Genomic DNA, 16964 nt, shown 5'->3' with positions numbered 1-16964 from the left:
ACAATGGAGTCCCCCGAGATGAAGAGACGTACGCTGCTGGGCGCCGCCCTCGCCGGTGCCGCGATGACCCCCGCGCTCGGCGCCGGCACCGCCCGCGCCGCCGACCCCGGCCCCTCGGTCACCCGGACCGGCACCACCACGCTCGACAGCCAGGCCGTCTTCTTCGTCTCCTACGACGGCCTGGTCAACAACAACTCGTTCCAGAAGAACGGTCTGTTGACCTACAAGGGCTACCAGTACGCCGTCTGGTACACCGCCGACAAGAACGCCGTCGTCGGACGCCGTGTCCTCGGCGGCAGCACCTGGTCGACGGTCAAGGTCGGTCACACCCTCAAGGCCAGCGACTCCCACAACGTCATCTCCATGGGCGTCTCCAAGATCGACGGCCGCCTCCACCTCAACATGGACTCCCACAGCGACGGCTTCACCTACGTCAAGTCGGTGGCCGGGCTCATGGACAACCCGTCCGGACTGAGCTGGACCGCGAGCCGGTTCGGCGCGCCGCAGTCCACCCTCGACGGCCTCGCCCTCACCTCGCAGTTCACCTACCCGCAGTTCGTCTCCACCCCCGACGGCAAGCTCCAGCTCAGCTACCGCGTCGCCATATCCGGCAACGGCCGCAACGCCCTCGCCGAGTACGACGGTTCGACCTGGACGAACCTCGGCGAGTGGTCCAGCTCCACCGGCACCTACACCAGCGAGCACGGCTCCTCCACGGCCCGCAACATGTACCTGCACGGCATCGACTACGACGTCAACGGCCGACTGCACTCCTTCTTCACCTGGCGCGAGCAGAACGGCGCCGTGATGTGCTCCAGCGGCGGCATCACCAACCACGACACCGGCTACGTCTACTCCGACGACCGCGGCCGCACCTGGCGCAACAACGCCGACACCGTCGTCGGCACCACCGGCGGCTCCGACAAGGTCGCCGTCACCGACTCCGGCCTCGTCATCGACGCGCTCAACCCGGACCACTCCCTGATGAACCAGGAGAGCCAGGCCACCGACTCCGCCGGCCGGCCGCACGCGATCATCAGCTACGTGCCCGGCCGCTTCGGCCAGTGCACCACCAACTACGTGTCCGACCGGACCGCGAACGGCCGGGCGTTCCACGTCCGCAAGAACGCGTCGGGCACCTGGCAGAAGACCGAGATACCGGTGGTGCTGGGCTCCAGCCAGCGCACCAGACTCGTCCTGGACACGTACGACAACGCCTACGCTGTCTTCCCGTTCGGCCGGATCGCCGGAGCCTCCGCGGCCTCCGGACACAGCGACTGGAAGATCCTCTTCGACGGCAGCGGCCTCAACGCGTTCGGCGAGGTCGTGATCGACGAGATGCGGATCAAGGCCGACAACGTCCTGTCCGTCATGTACCAGGAGAAGTCCAGCGGAACCACGCCCTCGGCACTGCACGTCGTCGACTTCGCGCTTCCCGCCTGACCGAAGTCGTCCTGGGGCGGCGTGCCGGTAATGTGAAGGCCTGCCCGCCGCTCCTTGTTCACCTGGAGGTCCCTGCCCGATGGCCCAGTCGGTGGGTATCAAGGACGTCGCCCGTGCCGCCGGAGTCTCGGTGGGCACGGTGTCGAACGTGATCAATCGTCCGGACTCCGTCGCCACCGAGACCCGGGCCCGGGTCCTGTCCGCGATCGACCGGCTCGGTTACGTCCGCAGCGAGTCCGCGCGCCAGCTGCGCGCGGGCCGCAGCCGGATCATGGGGCTGCTCGTCCTCGACATGGGCAACCCGTTCTTCGTGGACGTCGCGCGCGGCGCCGAACGGGCCGCCCGTGACGCCGGGCTCGGCGTGATGGTCTGCAACAGCGCGCAGAGCCCCGGCGAGGAGGCCGAGTACCTCTCGCTCTTCGCCGAACAGCGGGTCCGGGGCGTCCTGCTCACCCCCGCCGACGCGACCGGCCGCAACATCGAGAGCTTCCGGCGCCATGGCATCCCCTTCATCCTCGTCGACCGCGTCGCCGAGGGGACCACGGAGTGCTCCGTCTCCGTCGACGACGTCGCGGGCGGCGCCCTCGCCGTACGCCATCTCATCGACGCCGGACACCGCTCCATCGCGTACGTCAGCGGCCCGCCCGGCTTCAACCAGGTCCGCGACCGTCGCACCGGCGCCCTCAACGCGCTCGCCGAGGCCGGCCTCGCCCCCGGCGTGCTGCGCGAACTGCCCACCGAACGCCTCGACGTCGCGGCCGGCCGGGACGCCGGCGCCCGTCTTCTGGGCCTCGCCGACCGCCCCACCGCCGTCTTCTGCGCCAACGACCTCCTGGCCCTCGGTGTGCTCCAGGCGATGTACGCGGCCGGGATAAACGTCCCCGACGACCTCGCCATCGTCGGCTATGACGACATCGAGTTCGCCGCCGCCGCGGCCGTCCCCCTCACCTCGGTCCGCCAGCCCGCCGTCACCATGGGCGCGCTGGCCGCCGAGCTGCTGCTGGAGGAGACGGAGGCGGAGACCGCGCCGCGCCGGCACGAGCACCGACGGGTGGTGCTCCAGCCGGAACTGGTCGTACGGCGATCGAGTCTCTCCGCCCGCTGATCCACGGTTCAGTACGATTTCATGATCCCAGGGATCGGATATCGGACGGACATGTGCTGAACTGGGACGCGCCTGAAGTAGTCCGTCCGTCCCGGGAGCCCTGTTGACCGCGACCTACCGCCAGCCCGGCGTCGTCCTCACCGACCGCCGCTTCACCGTGCCGCTCGACCACGACGACCCTGCCGGGGAGACGATCGAGCTCTACGCCCGTGAGGTGGTCGCCGGGGACAAGGCACAGCAGAACCTGCCGTGGCTGGTCTACCTCCAGGGCGGACCCGGCTTCGGCGCGAACCGCTTCGTCGGCAGGCCCGCCTGGCTGGGCCGTGCCCTCAAGGAGTTCCGTGTCCTGCTCCTGGACCAGCGCGGCACCGGCCACTCCACGCCCGCCAACCGCCAGACGCTCCCGCTGCGCGGCGGCCCCGCCGAGCAGGCCGGCTACCTCACGCACTTCCGCGCCGACTCGATCGTCCGCGACTGCGAGGCGATCCGCCCCCGGCTCACCGGCGGCGCCCCCTGGACCGTCCTCGGCCAGAGCTTCGGCGGCTTCTGCGCGGTGAACTACCTCTCCACCGCCCCCGAGGGCCTCAGCGCCGCGGTGATCACCGGTGGTCTGCCCTCCCTCGACGCCCACGCCGACGACGTCTACCGCGCCGCCTTCCCGCGCATCGAGCGCAAGGTCGCCGCGCACTACGCCCGCTACCCCCAGGACATCGAGCGCGCCCGCCGTATCGCCGACCATCTCCTCCACCACGAGGTGACCCTGCCGAACGGCTACCGCCTCACCGTCGAGGCCTTCCAGTCCCTCGGCATCCTCCTCGGCGGCGGCGAGGGCAGCCACCGGCTGCACTTCCTCCTCGAGGAAGCCTTCGTCCGCACCCCGAACGGCCCGGCGCTCTCCGACGCCTTCCAGGAAGAGGTCCAGGGCCTCCTCTCGTACGCGGGCCACCCGCTCTACGCCCTCGTCCACGAGGCGATCTACGGCCAGGACGCCCGGCCCACGAACTGGTCGGCCGAGCGCGTGCGCACCGAGTTCCCGCAGTTCGACGCCGCCAAGACGCTCGCGGGCGACGGACCGCTGCTGTTCACCGGCGAGTCCGTCCACCCCTGGATGTTCGAGACCGACCCGGCGCTGCGCCCGCTGCGCGAGACCGCCGAACTCCTCGCCGCCCGCACCGACTGGACACCGCTGTACGACAGTGCCCGGCTCGCCGCCAACGAGGTCCCGGTCGCCGCGGCCGTCTACCACGACGACATGTACGTCGACACCGCCCACTCCCTGGAGACCGCACGCTCGATCCGTGGCCTGCGCACCTGGGTCACCGACGAGTTCGAGCACGACGGCGTCCGGGCCGGCGGCCCCCGCGTCCTGGACCGGCTGCTGGCGCTCGCACGCGACGAGGCGTGATGCCAGGGGGCGCGGATTAGTCTCGGAGCATGACAGAGCCGACGTCCACTCAGCTTCTGCCCATGCCCGAGGACTGGGAGCGCGCCCTCGCGGTCGTGGCCCACCCGGACGACCTGGAGTACGGCTGCTCGGCCGCGATCGCCGCCTGGACCGACGGTGGCCGAGACGTCGCCTACGTCCTCGCGACCCGTGGCGAGGCAGGCATCGACACGATGGAGCCCGACATGTGCGGTCCGCTGCGTGAGCGGGAGCAGCGGGCCAGTGCGGCGGTCGTCGGGGTGTCGACGGTGGAGTTCCTCGACCACAAGGACGGCGTGATCGAGTACGGCCTCGCCCTGCGCCGCGACATCGCCGCCGCGATCCGCCGCCACCGTCCGGAGCTGGTGATCACCCTCAACCACCGCGACACCTGGGGCGGCGTCGCCTGGAACACCCCGGACCATGTCGCGGTGGGCCGCGCGACCCTGGACGCGGCCGGCGACGCCGGCAACCGCTGGATCTTCCCCGAGCAGCTGGAACAGGGCCTGGACCCGTGGAACGGCGTCCGCTGGGTGGCCGTCGCGGGTTCGTCGACCCCCACCCACGCGGCGGACGCGTCGGCCGGCCTGGAACGCGCGGTGCGCTCGCTGCTCGAACACCGCACGTACATCGAGGCGTTGACGGACGAGGACCCGGAGACGTACGCGAGAGGCTTTCTGACCGGGAATGCCACGGCGACGGGGGAGCGGTTCGGCGGGAAGCCGGCCGTGGCGTTCGAACTGTTCGGTCGGTAAGAGGTGCACTCAGGCGGCCACGACCAGCGTCCCGACCGGACGTCGCGGGCTCACCACCCGGCCGTCCGGGAGGAGTTCGCCGGTGTCGTCGAAGACGATCGTGCCGTTGCACAGCAGGTGCCAGCCCTGTTCCGGGTGGGACGACACGATGATCGCGGCATGGTGGTCCGTGCTGTCTGCGGTGGGGCACGCGGGCTGGTGGCTGCACATGGCGTCTCTCCACGGTTTTCGGCTGGGTGGTTCTCCTGGTTCCGTCGGGCTGCTTCTCAGTGGTAGCCGACTTTGTTTTCTCTTGTATGTAGAGACCCCCACAGGGCGAGAAATTCATTGGTGAGGTTCGTTCCGTATGCTGGAAACATGCAAGATCACATAGCCGGCCCCGCCGACCTGCGCGGCGACTGCGCGAGCTGTTTCGGGCTGTGCTGCGTCGCCCTGCCCTTCACGGCGTCGAGGGACTTCGCCGTGGACAAGCCGGCCGGCACGCCCTGCTCGAATCTCCAGGACGACCACCGCTGCGGCATCCACGCCCGGCTGCGGCAGAAGGGCTTCACCGGCTGCACGGTCTACGACTGCTTCGGCGCCGGACAGAAGGTCTCCCAGGTCACCTTCGGCGGCCGGGACTGGCGCACGGCCCCGCGCGAGGACGCGCGCCGCATGTTCGACCTGTTCCCGGTCGTCCGCCAGCTGCACGAGCTGCTCTGGTACCTCACCGAGGCCCTCACCCTGCCCGCCGCCGGCCCGGTCCACGCCGACCTGCGCGGCATGCTGGAGCGGACGGAGCAGCTCACGCGCCAAACCCCCGAGGAACTGGGCGCGTTGGACGTGGCCGCGCACCGCCAGGACGTCAATGTGCTCCTGCTGAGGACGAGCGAGCTGGTCCGCGCGGGCACCCGTGGCAAGAAGAAGGACCGCCGGGGCGCCGACCTGATGGGCGCCCGCCTCAAGGGCGCCGACCTGCGCGGTGCCAACCTCCGCGGCGCCTACCTCATCGCCGCCGACCTCACCGGCGCCGATCTGCGCGGCGCGGACCTGATCGGTGCCGACCTGCGCGACACCGACCTCACGGACGCCGACCTGACCGACGCGTTCTTCCTGACGCAGCCGCAGCTGAACGCGGCCAGGGGCAGCGCGGGCACGAGGCTCCCCGGCTCAGTCACCCGCCCCGTGCACTGGGCAGCGCAGCTCTGAGACCGGCGCCTCCTCGTCGGCCGACGGCGCCGTCGCGGGGCCGTTCGTGGCGGCCCCCTGCCGCCGTTCCAGTCGTAGCCGCAGCCCTTCCGGCATCAACGTCAGCCGCTCCGTCACCCGCAGCCGATAGTCCGGGTCGGCCCCCAGTTCGTACCGTCGCAGCAGCAGGCCCAGCACCAGCGTGGCCTCGTGCAGCGCGAACTGCCGGCCGATGCACGCCCGGGCGCCCGTGCCCCACGGCTTGAAGGCGTGGGGCGCGCGGGTCCGTACGGCCTTGGGGTCGAACCGGTCCGGGTCGAACCGCTCGGCGTCCGCACCCCATACCTCGGGATCGCGATGCAGCATCGGCGTGAGGACCAGCGTCCACGCACCCCGCCGCATCGGATGCCGCCCGGCGAGCACCGTGTCCTCGAGCGCCTCGCGGGCGAAGGCAGGCGCCGTGGGCCACAGCCGCAGCGACTCGTCCAGCACCCTGCGTACGTAGCGCAGCTTGGCCACCTGGTCGTAGCCGGGGACGGCCGTGTCGCCCCAGACCCGGTCCACCTCGGCACGCGCGCGTGCCGCGACGTCCGGGTGCCGGGAGAGGTAGTGCAGGGCGAAGGAGAGCGCACCCGAGGTGGTCTCGTGACCGGCCACCAGGAAGGTGATCACCTGGCGCCGGACGTTCTGCGCGGACAGCCGCTCCCCGGTCTCCGGGTGGGCCGTCTCCAGCATCCGGTCCAGCAGGTCCCCGTCGCCGCCCCCGTTCGCCGTACGGCGCTCCTGGACCAGTTCGTCGACCGTCCGGTTGAGATAGGCGATGTCGGCCTCGTTGCGCCGCGCCGCTTCCCGCAACAGCCCCGGCCAGGGCACCGTGTTGAGGCGCTGCGCGTACGTCAGCGTGCCGACCATCGCCGTGATGAACGGATGCGGCCGGTCCCGCTCGAAGGAACCGAAGTCGTGCCCGAACCCGGTCCGGGCGATCGTCTCCAGCGTCAGCTTGGTCATGTCCCCGGGAACGTCCACCGCGCGGTCCGCCGCGGTCTCCCGGTCCCAGTGGTCGGTCAGCCGCTCGGCCACGGCCAGCATCATCGGGTGGTAGGCCGCCATCGCCTCACGGCTGAAGCCCGGTGCCAGCACGTCGTGTGCCAGCTGCCAGTTCGGCTCGTGGTTGTACGCCGTGAACAGCCCGTCCCCGGCGACCGGCCGCAGATTGGCGATGCCGAGCCCCACGTGCTTGGCGAAGCGCGTCTCGTCGGCGAGGTCGGCCGCGAGTTCGGCGCCCCACACGAACACGAACTCCCGGTTGAAGGCCTTGCGCCGGTAGATCGGTCCCAGCATGCGGCCGTACTTGAGGGAGTCCTGCAGCGGTGTGCGCCGGTTGGCGCCGAGTACGTCGCCGAGGAGGGGGAGGCGGCGCGGCGGGTGCGGGATGCGGTGCAGCTCGGGCCAGCCGTGCTCCGCGCTGCGGAACCCCCGGGGCAGAGCGGTCCCGGTCGTCGTCCTCGCCATGACGCCATCTCCCTTGCAGCATCCGCGGATCGAGCGTGTTGTACGTGAGTTCAATAGCGTCACTCAGTCTGATCCCGTTGTTGAATCGGCGTCAAGTAAAGTGCTGTCATGGCCGCCGAGCAGGGCGCACGCACACGCCGTCGCCTCAGTACCGAGGAGCGCCGTGAGGAGCTCCTCGCCGTCGGCGCGCGACTGTTCTCGGAGAGTCCGTACGACGACGTGTGGATCGAGCGCGTCGCCGAGATCGCCGGGGTCTCGCGCGGGCTGCTCTACCACTACTTCCCGACCAAGCGGGACTTCTTCGCGGCGGTCGTCGAGCGGGAGAGCGTGCGGATGCTGCGGATGACCGCGGCCGTGCCCGGTGTCCCGGTGCGCGAACAACTGACGGCCGGACTCGACACGTTCCTGGAATACGTCGAGGCCCACGCGCACGGTTACCGTGCCTTCCACCGGGCCGACGCGGCCGGGGATCAGGCCGTGCGCAAGGTCTACCAGCGGGCACTCGCCGCGCAGGAGCGGCAGATCCTGGCGGCGCTGGCCGCGGACCCGGAGTTCGGTGCGGTCCTCGAGACGCGGCCCGACACCAGGCTCGCCGTGCGCGGCTGGCTGGCCTTCACCACCGCCGTCTGTCTGGAGTGGCTGAGGGGTTCGGACCTCTCGCGCGAGCAGGTGCGCGACCTGTGCGCACGGGCCCTCTTGGGTGTCGTCGCCCCCTGACCGCGTCCGCGTGCGCGGAAAAGGACCCGCAAAGGATCAGGCCGCCGGTTGGCGTACACCCCACTCTCGGATAGGTTAGGCAAGGCTTACCTAAGAGGAGGTTCCGGGATGGGTGCTGGGATGGGTGAACAAAGCTGGGCGGCCGCGCCCGCCGCGGCGGAGCGGGCGCGCTCGGTGCTCGCCACGGCGTGGTCCTGCACGGTCACCGCGGACGGCGGCCGTGAGGAGTTCGTCGGCGCGCACACGGTGACCGAGGACGGCCGGGTGCGGCTGCGGGTGCCGGAGGACAGTGCCCTGCTCGCGGCCGCGATCTGCGCGCCTCGCGGGGAGCCGTCCGCCGTGCTGGAGTTCGCCGACGTCTCGCCCGTCCCCGTGCGCAACCGCATCCGGGCCCGTCTCTGGCTCGCCGGCTGGTTCGTCCCCGAGGACGGCGAGCTGGCGTTCCGGGCGACGCGGGTGGTGCTGCGCGAGCCGTCCGGTGCCGTGGTCGTCGACCTCGACGAGTTCGCCGCCGCCGCACCCGACCCCCTCGCCACGGCCGAGGCCCGGCTGCTGACCCACCTCGCCGACTGCCACTCCGACGCGGTCGAGCGGCTCACCCGGCTCGTGGAGCCCGACAGTCTGCACGGCGCGGTGAAGGTCCAGCCGATCGCCGTCGACCGGCACGGGCTGACGCTGCGCATCGAGCGCACCCGCGCCCAGGGCGACGTACGGCTGCCGTTCCACCGTCCCGCCGACGACGTCGCGCAGCTCACCGAGCGGATGCACGTCCTGCTCAGCCAGGCCGCCTCCGCCTCCTGTCCGCGCGCCCTACAGCGGCAGCGCACAGACGGCGACGGGTGACGCGAACGGCTTTCCCGCGAGCCGCAGTTCACCGCTGTCCTCGTCCACCCGGAACACGCTCACCGTGCTGGAGCGCTGGTTCGCCGCGAACAGCAGCGCTCCGTCCGGCGAGAAGGCGATCTGCCGCGGGAAGTCCCCGGACACCGGCACGGTGTCCAGCAGCCTGAGCCGGGAGCCGTCCGCCTCGACCGCGTAGCGCGTGAGGCTGTTGTGGCCCCGGTTGGCGAGATAGGCGTACGACCCGTTCGGCGTCACCAGGAGCTGTGCCGGGTAACTGGTGCCCGGCCCCGTCCCCGTGGACTGTGCCGCGCCGACGGTCAGGCGGCCGGTCTTCGTGTCGTAGGCGCAGACGGCGACCGTGTTGTCGACCTCGTTGGCCAGGTAGGCGTACCGGCCCTCGGGGTGGAAGGTCAGATGGCGCGGTCCGGCGCCCGGCCGGGTGTGCGCCCGCGCGACCTCGGTGAGTTTCCCGGTCCGCTCGTCGAGCCGATAGGTGTAGACGGTGTCCGTGCCCAGGTCGACGGCGAGGACATGGCCGCCGTCGGGGCTCGTGACGATCTGATGGGCATGCGGGCCGTCCTGGCCGGGTCCGGGTTCCGGGGTGGAGTGGGTGACGAGGTCGGCGCGTTCGCCGATCGCCCCCGAGGCGTCGATGGGATGCACCGCCACGCTGCCCGAGCCGTAGTTGGCGCTCAGCAGCCAGCGCCCGTCCGGATGCACCGACACATGACAGGGCGCACCGCCGCCCGTGCTCCGGCTGCCCAGCACCGCGCGGTCGGACAGTCGTACGGCGGTCACGGCCCCCTGCTCCCGCTCGTTCACCGCGTAGAGCGTGCGGCCGTCGGGATGCGCGGCGAGATACGACGGGTCGCCGACACCGGTGAGCGGCCTGCCGACGGTCACCTCGCCCGTCGCCGGGTCGTAGGTGGCGAAGCCGATGCCGGTGCCGCCGCCCTCGACGGAGGTGTACGTGCCGAGGTGGAGGGGGCGGGGGCCGGTGGGCGTCGGTGAGGCGCTGGGGGCGGCTGCCTCGGCAGTCCCTCGCGCCTCGGACGACGGGGCCGTGGCGGACGTCGTAGGCGCCGACGCCGCGGGGCCCGGCGACTCGCCGCAGCCCGCCACGGCGGCTCCCGTCCCCGCGAGGGCGGCGACGAATCGCCGCCTGCTCCAGTCGCCCCTGCCCATGCACGCACCTCGGATGCTCGGTTGCCTCAGCCGTCACCACCTTGACGTGGACCACCCCGCACGTGCAAACGGCGCTACCAGTCGCCGTCGTCCACCGGTGTGCCCGGCGCGTCCTTGAGCGGCAGCACCTGCGCCGGGTGCGGCTCATGCCAGGGTTCGTGATCGTCGCCGAGCCAGTCGCCGACCGGCTTCACCCCCTCCAGGGTGTCCGTGGGGGCGAGATCCTCCGCGTCCTGGTCGTAGTAGTCGTACCAAGGCAGCCCCGCCTGCGTGTACGCCGAACGGTCCACGGGCGACGGCGGGGGCTCCTCGCCGGTGATGCGACGCCACTGCGGAGGCGTCACCAGGTGCACGAAGACCCGGCCACCGGGACGCTCGGCCCAGTCGGACAGGGGCCGGTCGTCCTTGTAGACCTCCTGGCGCATCGAACCGCCGACGCCGAGACCCATACCGGCCGGGGCGGCCGGGGCGGCGGGGGCCGCGGCGGCCATCATCTGCGGGGCGGCCCCGAACGAGGGCGCGTGCATCGGCGCCCTGGCGCGCCGCTCACGCTCCCGCGACGCGCGCCATCGCGCGAGCGGCTCGTCCTTGAGCGGGAACGACTGCAGCTGTACGCCGCCCCACACCTCCTCGCCCGTGACCTGCCCCTCGACGGTGGCACCCAGGCCGAGCGGCACCGCCACGAACTGCTTGACCGTCCCCGTCCCGGAGTTGATGCCGTCCAGCCACGGCTGCCGGGGCAGTACGACGTAGTTCTGCGGTGTGCGCGAGAGCCGGTCGCTCCACGGCTTGCCCGAGACCGCGCACACCTTGCCCACTCCGACCTGGAGCGCGGCCGGCTCGGTGGTGCCGCCGAAGCTCAGCCACATCGCCTCGCGCAGATACACGGGCAGCATCACCCCGCCGCGCGCCCGCCATGCCTCTGGCACCCGGTCCGCGTGGTCGGCGACCCGGCGCAGCGGGAACTCCCCGAGCCCCGGTGGCAGTGGATGCGTGCCCGTCTCCGGCAGGCGCAGGGTGCGGATGAACCGCACCGCCACCCCGCCGGGCAGCCTCAGCGTGTTCCCGTCGATGCGTACGCCGGTCATCTGCTCGCCCCCTCGGTCAGCCCTGGTGACTCCGTCACCTAGAACGACGGGCGAGGGCGGGACGGTTCCTGCGCAGCCGTTCCTGAAGCCGGGTCAGCCGCGGCATCCGCTCGCGCTGCTCCTGGGAGGTGCGGTCCAGCTCCTCCAGGAGCCGGCGCGAGCGGTGCTCGGTGTCCAGCTCGTCGAGGATGCGGTTCACCTCGGTGAGCACGGCGCCGTGCAGCTGCCACTGCCGGGCGTCGCGCTGGACCTCCTCCAGGAGCAGCTGGGCGAGCTTGTCGCGGGTGGCCGCGGCGTGCCGGAGCTGGGAGGCGAGCCGCTCCTCCGCCGACTCGGCGCTACGGGAGACGTCGGTGGTGACCAGCACCGCGAAGCTCACCACGGCGTCGGCGATCTCCGACAGCAACTGCTCCACGGCGGCGCCCGCCTGCCGTGCGAACAGCCGCTCGGACTCACGTTCCTTGGCGAGGTCGGTCAGCGTGCGCGCGAGCACCCGCAGGACGACCGTGCAGATCTCCAGAGTGTCCAGACCGGTGCGCAGCACCACCCGGTGCAGCAGGCCCTCACGGACGCGCGGATTGAGCCGCAGACTGTCCTCGGCCTGCTGGAGGGCCGCGTCCACCTCGACGATGTCGTGGTCCAGGCGCCGCGCCTCGTGCAGCCGCTCGGTGGCGTGCTCGACCGGCGTACGGCCCGCGGCCTCCTCGCCCATGCTCAGCATCAACTGCCGCACCCGGCGCGCGAGTCCCTCGATCGACTCGCCCGCCTCGTCCACCCACACCGGCGGCGCGAACAGCAGATTGCAGCCGAGCCCGACGGCCGCGCCGATCAGTGTCTCCAGCACCCGCGCCCACGCGGTGTCCCCGACGGTCGTGACCCCGAGGACCAGCATCGCGCTGATCGCCACCTCGGGCACGTACTCGTTGACCTTGACCAGATGCCCGACCCCGAGCGAGGCCAGGATCAGCAGGCCCAGGCTCCACCAGGTGAGTCCCACCAGCAGGCTGAAGGCGATGGCGACGAGGACGCCGGCCACCACGGCGTTCACCCGGCGGACGCCGTTGGTGAGCGTCGCGTAGAGGGTGACCTGGACGACCAGCAGCGCGGTCAGGGGCGCGGTGAGCGGGGCCGCCTCGGGACTCAGGCGCAGCGCGATGACGTAGGCGATCGTCGCCGCGGCCGCCGACCGCAGCGTCTGTACGACCACCGGGTCCCTGCGTCGCTTCACGAAGCCCACGAGGGACGCCATCCACTCACGTACATCTCGCATCCTCAGGCTGTCCCTCTTCCACAATTGCCCGCGTTCACACATTGCGGACCGTAACTGTCCGCAATGACGCCTAGATTGTTCGTACAAACCCGCCGACGGCAAGTGGGGAGAGCAGTGATGACAGACACCCGGGGCCTCGAGGTTCTCACGAATGCGCACGACTATCTGCGCAAGGTGGTCGTGGCGGTGCCGGAAACGGCGTGGGGAGCGCCGACGCCGTGCACCGAGTGGACGGCCCGGCAGGTTCTCAACCACGCCCGCATCGACCAGCAGGGCTATGGCCTCGCGATCACCGGTGGCCGTCCGGACTCCGACCCCTTCGCCCCGGCCGACGCACTCGCCGCGGACCCGTCGGCGGAGCTGGAGGAGGTGCTGCGCCTGGTGGCGGACGCGTACGCCGGGTTGCCCGCCGACGCGGACGAGGTGCCGACCCCGCTCGGACCGATGCCGCTGCCGCAGGCCGCCGCGGCGGCCGCGATGGACGCGGCCGCGCACGCCTGGGACATCGCGGTCGCGACCGGCCAGGACGCGCCGTTGACGGAGGAACTGGCCGAGGGGATCTGGCCGCTCGCGGAACGGCTCGTGGATCATCTCCGCGACTCCTACCGGGTGTTCGCGCCCGCCCTGAAGGTGCCGGACGGCGCCGGCAGGGCCGACGCGCTGCTCGCCTTCCTCGGCCGCGACCCCCAGTGGCGACCGGGGGGTGCGCGCACTGCGTGACGGAAGGGGGGCCGCCTTCACCGAGTGGAGGCGGCCCGGCTGCGGGAGCGGTAACCGGAGACCTTCGCGAGGTTGCCGCAGCGGTCCATCGAGCACCAGCGGCGGCGCCGGGCCTGGGAGTCGTCGAGGAACAGCAGGGAACAGTCCGGGTTCCCGCACTCCTTGACCCGTTCGATCAGAGGCCCGCCCGCCAGCAGGACGGCGTCCCGGGCCACCGTCGCCAGGGCGGCCCGTGCCGGATGCCGGGCCGTCCAGCGCGTCTCGCCCAGCTGGGGTGCCAGATCGGGTTTGGCCGCCGCGTCGTTGACCAGTGCGACGTCGGCCGCCTCCGGCTCCCGCCCGGCCATCGCGGCTCGTACAAGCCGGTTGACGGCCTCGCGCAGCACCCGCGCGTCGGCGAGATCCCGCGCGGTGACGCGCGCCGGCTCCTCGCCCACGGCCAGGTCCGCCTCCGTCAACCAGCGGGCCAGTGCGGCGGGGTCCGGCAGCCGCTCCTTGGGCGTGGCGTGCCGCTTGCCGAGTGTGGCGGCGAAGTCCAGACAGGGGCGGCCGCCGACGAACGGAAAGGCGAGCGCGGGGTCGGTGCTGGTCATGAGGGCGAGCTTACCTGTCGTACCCATCCCTTGACACCACTTGAACCGGTGTCGCAGAGTGACACCGGTTCAAGTGGTGTCAGTCGCGACGAGAGCGGGTGGGGTATGCGCGCGGTGCGGATCGAGGAGTTCGGCGGACCCGAGGTGCTGGTGGAGACCGAGGTGCCGGATCCGGTGGCGGGGCCGGGGGAGGTGCTCGTACGGGTCGCCGCGGCCGGTGTGAACCGGGCGGACGCCCTGCTGAGGGCCGGCGTCTACCACCGGGCCGGGCGGCCCCCGCTGATCCCGGGCGCCGAGGCGGCCGGTGTCGTCGCCGCGGTGGGGGAGGGGGTGAGCGACTTCGCGGTCGGGCAGCGGGTGGTCGCGCTGGACGGCGTGAAGTCCCCTGGCTTCTACGCCGAGTTGGCGGCCGTTCCCGTCACCCAGGTGGTCGCCCTGCCGGACGGAGTGGAGCTGACCGAGGCGGCGACGCTGCCCATCGCCTGGCTCTCCGCCTGGTACTGCGTACGGCATCTCGCCAAGGTCACCAAGGAGGACACCGTGGTGGTGAAGGCCGCCGCGAGCGGGGTGGGCACCGCGGCCGTGCAGATCGCCGCCGAGTCCGGGGCCCGCGTCATCGCGCTCGCCGGGTCGGCGCAGAAGGCGGCCTGGGCGGGGGAGTTCGGCGCCCACACCACCCTCGACACCTCCGCGTACCCCGACGAGGCCGAGGTCGAGGAGGTGCTGCGGCTCACCGACGGGCGCGGCGCCGACGTCGTCCTCGACATCGTCGGCGGCGCCGCCTTCGCACGGAGCCTGCGCCAGGTCGGCCACGGCGGCCGGGTCGTGGCGCTCGCCAACGTCGCCCTGGCGCCCAGCACCGTCGACACCCGCGACTTCTACCCGAAGAACGCGGCGATCCTCGGCTTCCAGCTCACCAACCGTCAGCGCCACGGCTGGGATCCCCGCGCCGACCTGCGTGAACTGGCCGAGCGGGTCGCCGCGGGCGCCTATCGCGTACCGGTGGAGACCGTGCTGCCCCTGGCGCGGGCGCGCGCCGCCCACGAGCAGCTGGAGCGGCGCGGGAACCGGGGCAAGATCGTGCTCGCCGTGGACTGACTCAGGAGTGGACCCGGTCGATGAAGGCGGACAGATTGCCCGTGGTACGGGCGATCTGCTCCTCCAGCGTCAGACTCTCCTCCATCCGCAGGGTGCTCTGCGGGACCTTCCTGCCACGGACGTAGAGGGAGCAGGCCATGTCGGTGCACATGTACAGACCGACGGAGTTGCCCTCTCGCCCGGCCGCACCCGCCTTGCGCGCCGTCATGAGCGAGACGCCGCCGCCCGGATGGGTCGTCAGACACAGCGAACACATGCTGCGGTGCAGGAAGCCCCGGTGCCCGGAGGTCAGGCGCAGCGTCAGACCGACGAGCCGGCCGCCCCGCTCGGTGACCAGATAGCTGCGGTCGGGTGCCCCGGGATCTCGCCAGCCGAGGAAGTCGAGATCGTCCCAGGGGCGTTCGTCGAGATCGCGCGGTACGGCCACGCGTTTGGCCTCCCCCTTGGAACAGTTCACAAAAGAGCCGCGAATGTCCTGCTCGGTCAGTGATCTCATGGGGAGCCTCCTGGGGGCGTCATGTTATTTCCGAAACCTGAGGGTGAAAAAACTAGTACCCCTAGGTTCAGTCAGGATAGACGGCCCCGCCGAGGAGGAGCCAGTGGATTTCGACGACGTCCGCTCAGCACGGGCGAGGGCGGCGCTGCGGCACGTGGCGCAGCGGTCGGCGGGGCCGCCCGTCGCCCCGGACGTACGCATCACGCTCAACTTCCACCCCGACCGGCTGACCGGCGGCGTGGGCATCCTGGAGGCGCTGGCGCGGGACGGCGCCTACCGGTCGCAGTTCGTGACCGGCACCAGCAACGGCGGCCTCACCGCGCACCCCGGCGGCGACCGCCGGCGCTGGGAGAGCCGGATCTTCGGCGGCGCCTACGACGAGGCGGCCGCGGCCGACCGGCCCGTGTACGGCGCGCTGGACTTCCGGCGCCAGCGGGTGGGCGCCGCCCCGCGCTTCGGTTCCTCGCACTTCCGGCTGACCGGCGCGGCCCTGCCCCGGGCCACCTTCTGCTATCCCGACAGCGCCGCCGAGCCGGCCCACTTCGGCGTCGCCGCCGGCATGTCGCTGGTGGCACTGGCGGAGGCGGACGAGCAGGACGCCCTCAACGACTACATCGAGGCACAGGTCCACGGGGGCGTCTCCCTCGCCACGGACGTGGCCGCGCTCGTGCTGGACGCGTGCTACCGCGGCACCCCCGTCGAGGCTGCGGCGCGGCTGCTGCCCTGCCCCGTCGAGTGGCATCCCGGGTACCGGATCACCGTGGAGGGACTGCGCCGGCACGCGGACTACCGCGGTGAGGAGTACGCCGAGCTGGGCGCCCGGATCGCCGAGGACGGGCGGATCGACCCGCGGATCATCGGGGACGCCGCCCGCACGGGACGGTACGGACTCCAGGACCTGAAGATGGTCTGGCACACCCTCGCCCGCTTCGGCGCCCCCAAGGGCGCGGGCACGGCCTACGCGGGCGTCGGCGGCCACGCTCCGGGTGCCAGCACCCCCAGCGCATAGGCCCGGGCGACCAGTTCCGTACGGTTGCCCGCGCCCCACCGCGCGGACAGCCGCCGCAGGTGATACGTGACACCGTCCGAGGTGAGCCCGGTCTCCCGGGCCGCCCTGGCCGTGGTGGCCCCGCCCGCGAGCAGCGCCAGGATCCGGGCCTCCACCGGCGTCACCCGCACCGGTTCCACCGCGGGCCGCTCACGCTCACCCAGCATCCGCAGCATCACCAGCAGCGTCGGTGTCTCGTCCGCGCTGTCGCTCACCGGGTCCGCCGTCAGCTCCCCGAACCGCTCCACGCCGCCGGGTGCCCGCCAGCACACCGACACCTGGTAGCGCGACCGGTGGCGCAGCCGCAGCGCCTCGGCGATCCGCTCCACCTGCGTCGCCTCCTGCGGCCGGAACAACTCCAGCACATCCCGGCCGCGCAGCCGCCCCGGCGTCGTACCGCACTCCGTGGCCATCGCCGGATTGGCGACCAGGACCGCGCCGTACACATCGCACACCGCGACCGGCACCGAGACCCGGTCGAAGAGCATCAGCGCACGGTTG

At 72.1% G+C, this 16964-nt stretch carries 18 protein-coding genes; 10 read left to right on the top strand and 8 right to left on the bottom strand.

The window, feature by feature from the left end; genetic code table 11:
- Positions 1–18 precede the first annotated feature (18 nt).
- The 4 genes from ACIOHP_RS41310 (at position 19) to ACIOHP_RS41295 (ending at position 4726) form a co-directional block, all read left to right on the top strand.
- The gene (locus tag ACIOHP_RS41310; protein ID WP_401895545.1) at positions 19–1443 is read left to right on the top strand and encodes a BNR repeat-containing protein; all 1425 of its coding nucleotides are present in this window, start codon (positions 19–21) and stop codon (positions 1441–1443) included.
- A 79-nt stretch (positions 1444–1522) separates the two neighbouring features.
- Positions 1523–2548 (top strand): LacI family DNA-binding transcriptional regulator, encoded by a 1026-nt coding sequence (locus ACIOHP_RS41305; RefSeq protein ID WP_401895542.1) that lies wholly within the window; start codon positions 1523–1525, stop codon positions 2546–2548.
- 103 nt (positions 2549–2651) lie between these two features.
- A complete protein-coding gene (locus ACIOHP_RS41300; protein ID WP_401895539.1) occupies positions 2652–3953 on the top strand; it encodes an alpha/beta fold hydrolase in 1302 nt (433 codons plus the stop codon).
- Between the two features lie 29 nt (positions 3954–3982).
- The gene (locus tag ACIOHP_RS41295; RefSeq protein WP_401895537.1) at positions 3983–4726 is read left to right on the top strand and encodes a PIG-L deacetylase family protein; all 744 of its coding nucleotides are present in this window, start codon (positions 3983–3985) and stop codon (positions 4724–4726) included.
- Positions 4727–4735: 9 nt separating this feature from the next.
- Here the strand turns inward: ACIOHP_RS41295 and ACIOHP_RS41290 are convergent, their stop codons facing one another.
- Positions 4736–4936 carry a DUF5999 family protein gene (locus tag ACIOHP_RS41290; protein ID WP_361490888.1) on the bottom strand — a complete coding sequence of 67 codons (201 nt, stop codon included), beginning with the start codon at positions 4934–4936 and terminating at the stop codon, positions 4736–4738.
- 147 nt (positions 4937–5083) lie between these two features.
- Between ACIOHP_RS41290 and ACIOHP_RS41285 the strand changes: the two genes are divergently transcribed.
- Positions 5084–5914: a pentapeptide repeat-containing protein gene (locus ACIOHP_RS41285; protein ID WP_401895535.1), complete on the top strand. Its 831-nt coding sequence runs from the start codon at positions 5084–5086 to the stop codon at positions 5912–5914.
- On the opposite strand, the gene ACIOHP_RS41280 is transcribed toward ACIOHP_RS41285, so the two are convergent.
- Positions 5876–7405 carry a cytochrome P450 gene (locus ACIOHP_RS41280; RefSeq protein WP_401895533.1) on the bottom strand — a complete coding sequence of 510 codons (1530 nt, stop codon included), beginning with the start codon at positions 7403–7405 and terminating at the stop codon, positions 5876–5878. The two genes, ACIOHP_RS41285 and ACIOHP_RS41280, sit on opposite strands and share 39 nt — an antisense overlap.
- Before the next feature lie 108 nt (positions 7406–7513).
- Here ACIOHP_RS41280 and ACIOHP_RS41275 point away from each other — a divergent pair, with 108 nt between their 5' ends.
- A complete protein-coding gene (locus tag ACIOHP_RS41275; RefSeq protein ID WP_401895532.1) occupies positions 7514–8122 on the top strand; it encodes a TetR/AcrR family transcriptional regulator in 609 nt (202 codons plus the stop codon).
- Positions 8123–8242: 120 nt separating this feature from the next.
- Positions 8243–8965, top strand: a complete 723-nt coding sequence (locus tag ACIOHP_RS41270; RefSeq protein ID WP_401895530.1) for a DUF2470 domain-containing protein — start codon at positions 8243–8245, stop codon at positions 8963–8965.
- Here the strand turns inward: ACIOHP_RS41270 and ACIOHP_RS41265 are convergent.
- The 3 genes from ACIOHP_RS41265 to ACIOHP_RS41255 all read right to left on the bottom strand — a co-directional run bounded on the left by ACIOHP_RS41265 (position 8933) and on the right by ACIOHP_RS41255 (position 12508).
- Entirely contained in the window at positions 8933–10150 is a 1218-nt protein-coding gene (locus ACIOHP_RS41265; protein ID WP_401895528.1) for a lactonase family protein, read from the bottom strand. The genes ACIOHP_RS41270 and ACIOHP_RS41265 overlap by 33 nt on opposite strands.
- Before the next feature lie 74 nt (positions 10151–10224).
- Positions 10225–11238: a hypothetical protein gene (locus ACIOHP_RS41260; RefSeq protein ID WP_401895527.1), complete on the bottom strand. Its 1014-nt coding sequence runs from the start codon at positions 11236–11238 to the stop codon at positions 10225–10227.
- 34 nt (positions 11239–11272) lie between these two features.
- Positions 11273–12508 carry an aromatic acid exporter family protein gene (locus tag ACIOHP_RS41255; RefSeq protein ID WP_401895525.1) on the bottom strand — a complete coding sequence of 412 codons (1236 nt, stop codon included), beginning with the start codon at positions 12506–12508 and terminating at the stop codon, positions 11273–11275.
- 117 nt (positions 12509–12625) lie between these two features.
- On the opposite strand from ACIOHP_RS41255, the gene ACIOHP_RS41250 reads away from it, so the two are divergent.
- Positions 12626–13228 (top strand): TIGR03086 family metal-binding protein, encoded by a 603-nt coding sequence (locus tag ACIOHP_RS41250; RefSeq protein ID WP_401895522.1) that lies wholly within the window; start codon positions 12626–12628, stop codon positions 13226–13228.
- Between the two features lie 17 nt (positions 13229–13245).
- Here ACIOHP_RS41250 and ACIOHP_RS41245 read toward each other — a convergent pair whose 3' ends face one another.
- Positions 13246–13821: a CGNR zinc finger domain-containing protein gene (locus ACIOHP_RS41245; protein WP_401895520.1), complete on the bottom strand. Its 576-nt coding sequence runs from the start codon at positions 13819–13821 to the stop codon at positions 13246–13248.
- Between the two features lie 105 nt (positions 13822–13926).
- On the opposite strand from ACIOHP_RS41245, the gene ACIOHP_RS41240 reads away from it, so the two are divergent.
- Positions 13927–14919 (top strand): zinc-binding dehydrogenase, encoded by a 993-nt coding sequence (locus ACIOHP_RS41240; RefSeq protein WP_361549866.1) that lies wholly within the window; start codon positions 13927–13929, stop codon positions 14917–14919.
- A 1-nt stretch (position 14920) separates the two neighbouring features.
- Here the strand turns inward: ACIOHP_RS41240 and ACIOHP_RS41235 are convergent, their stop codons facing one another.
- On the bottom strand, positions 14921–15415 hold the full coding sequence (locus tag ACIOHP_RS41235) for an FBP domain-containing protein (RefSeq protein WP_361549868.1): 495 nt from the start codon (positions 15413–15415) through the stop codon (positions 14921–14923).
- Positions 15416–15518: 103 nt separating this feature from the next.
- On the opposite strand from ACIOHP_RS41235, the gene ACIOHP_RS41230 reads away from it, so the two are divergent.
- Complete coding sequence (locus tag ACIOHP_RS41230) at positions 15519–16424, top strand: DUF3626 domain-containing protein (protein WP_401895519.1); 906 nt, start codon at positions 15519–15521, stop codon at positions 16422–16424.
- On the opposite strand, the gene ACIOHP_RS41225 is transcribed toward ACIOHP_RS41230, so the two are convergent.
- Positions 16373–16951: a PAS domain-containing protein gene (locus tag ACIOHP_RS41225; protein WP_401895626.1), complete on the bottom strand. Its 579-nt coding sequence runs from the start codon at positions 16949–16951 to the stop codon at positions 16373–16375. The two genes, ACIOHP_RS41230 and ACIOHP_RS41225, sit on opposite strands and share 52 nt — an antisense overlap.
- Positions 16952–16964 lie beyond the last annotated feature (13 nt).

Source organism: Streptomyces sp. NPDC087859, from assembly GCF_044742595.1.
Classification (GTDB): Bacteria; Actinomycetota; Actinomycetes; order Streptomycetales; family Streptomycetaceae; genus Streptomyces; species Streptomyces canus_F.
This window is presented reverse-complemented; position numbering and strand designations above follow the sequence as displayed.

Bases quoted from the DNA above. Each gene is read 5' to 3' on its own strand.
- ACIOHP_RS41280 (WP_401895533.1), bottom strand. From the start codon at position 7,405: ATGGCGAGGACGACGACCGGGACCGCTCTGCCCCGGGGGTTCCGCAGC.
- ACIOHP_RS41235 (WP_361549868.1), bottom strand. From the start codon at position 15,415: ATGAGATCACTGACCGAGCAGGACATTCGCGGCTCTTTTGTGAACTGT.
- ACIOHP_RS41295 (WP_401895537.1), top strand. From the start codon at position 3,983: ATGACAGAGCCGACGTCCACTCAGCTTCTGCCCATGCCCGAGGACTGG.
- ACIOHP_RS41245 (WP_401895520.1), bottom strand. From the start codon at position 13,821: ATGACCAGCACCGACCCCGCGCTCGCCTTTCCGTTCGTCGGCGGCCGC.
- ACIOHP_RS41310 (WP_401895545.1), top strand. From the start codon at position 19: ATGAAGAGACGTACGCTGCTGGGCGCCGCCCTCGCCGGTGCCGCGATG.
- ACIOHP_RS41285 (WP_401895535.1), top strand. From the start codon at position 5,084: ATGCAAGATCACATAGCCGGCCCCGCCGACCTGCGCGGCGACTGCGCG.
- ACIOHP_RS41250 (WP_401895522.1), top strand. From the start codon at position 12,626: ATGACAGACACCCGGGGCCTCGAGGTTCTCACGAATGCGCACGACTAT.
- ACIOHP_RS41225 (WP_401895626.1), bottom strand. From the start codon at position 16,951: ATGCTCTTCGACCGGGTCTCGGTGCCGGTCGCGGTGTGCGATGTGTAC.
- ACIOHP_RS41290 (WP_361490888.1), bottom strand. From the start codon at position 4,936: ATGTGCAGCCACCAGCCCGCGTGCCCCACCGCAGACAGCACGGACCAC.
- ACIOHP_RS41275 (WP_401895532.1), top strand. From the start codon at position 7,514: ATGGCCGCCGAGCAGGGCGCACGCACACGCCGTCGCCTCAGTACCGAG.
- ACIOHP_RS41255 (WP_401895525.1), bottom strand. From the start codon at position 12,508: ATGCGAGATGTACGTGAGTGGATGGCGTCCCTCGTGGGCTTCGTGAAG.
- ACIOHP_RS41240 (WP_361549866.1), top strand. From the start codon at position 13,927: ATGCGCGCGGTGCGGATCGAGGAGTTCGGCGGACCCGAGGTGCTGGTG.
- ACIOHP_RS41305 (WP_401895542.1), top strand. From the start codon at position 1,523: ATGGCCCAGTCGGTGGGTATCAAGGACGTCGCCCGTGCCGCCGGAGTC.
- ACIOHP_RS41265 (WP_401895528.1), bottom strand. From the start codon at position 10,150: ATGGGCAGGGGCGACTGGAGCAGGCGGCGATTCGTCGCCGCCCTCGCG.
- ACIOHP_RS41260 (WP_401895527.1), bottom strand. From the start codon at position 11,238: ATGACCGGCGTACGCATCGACGGGAACACGCTGAGGCTGCCCGGCGGG.
- ACIOHP_RS41270 (WP_401895530.1), top strand. From the start codon at position 8,243: ATGGGTGAACAAAGCTGGGCGGCCGCGCCCGCCGCGGCGGAGCGGGCG.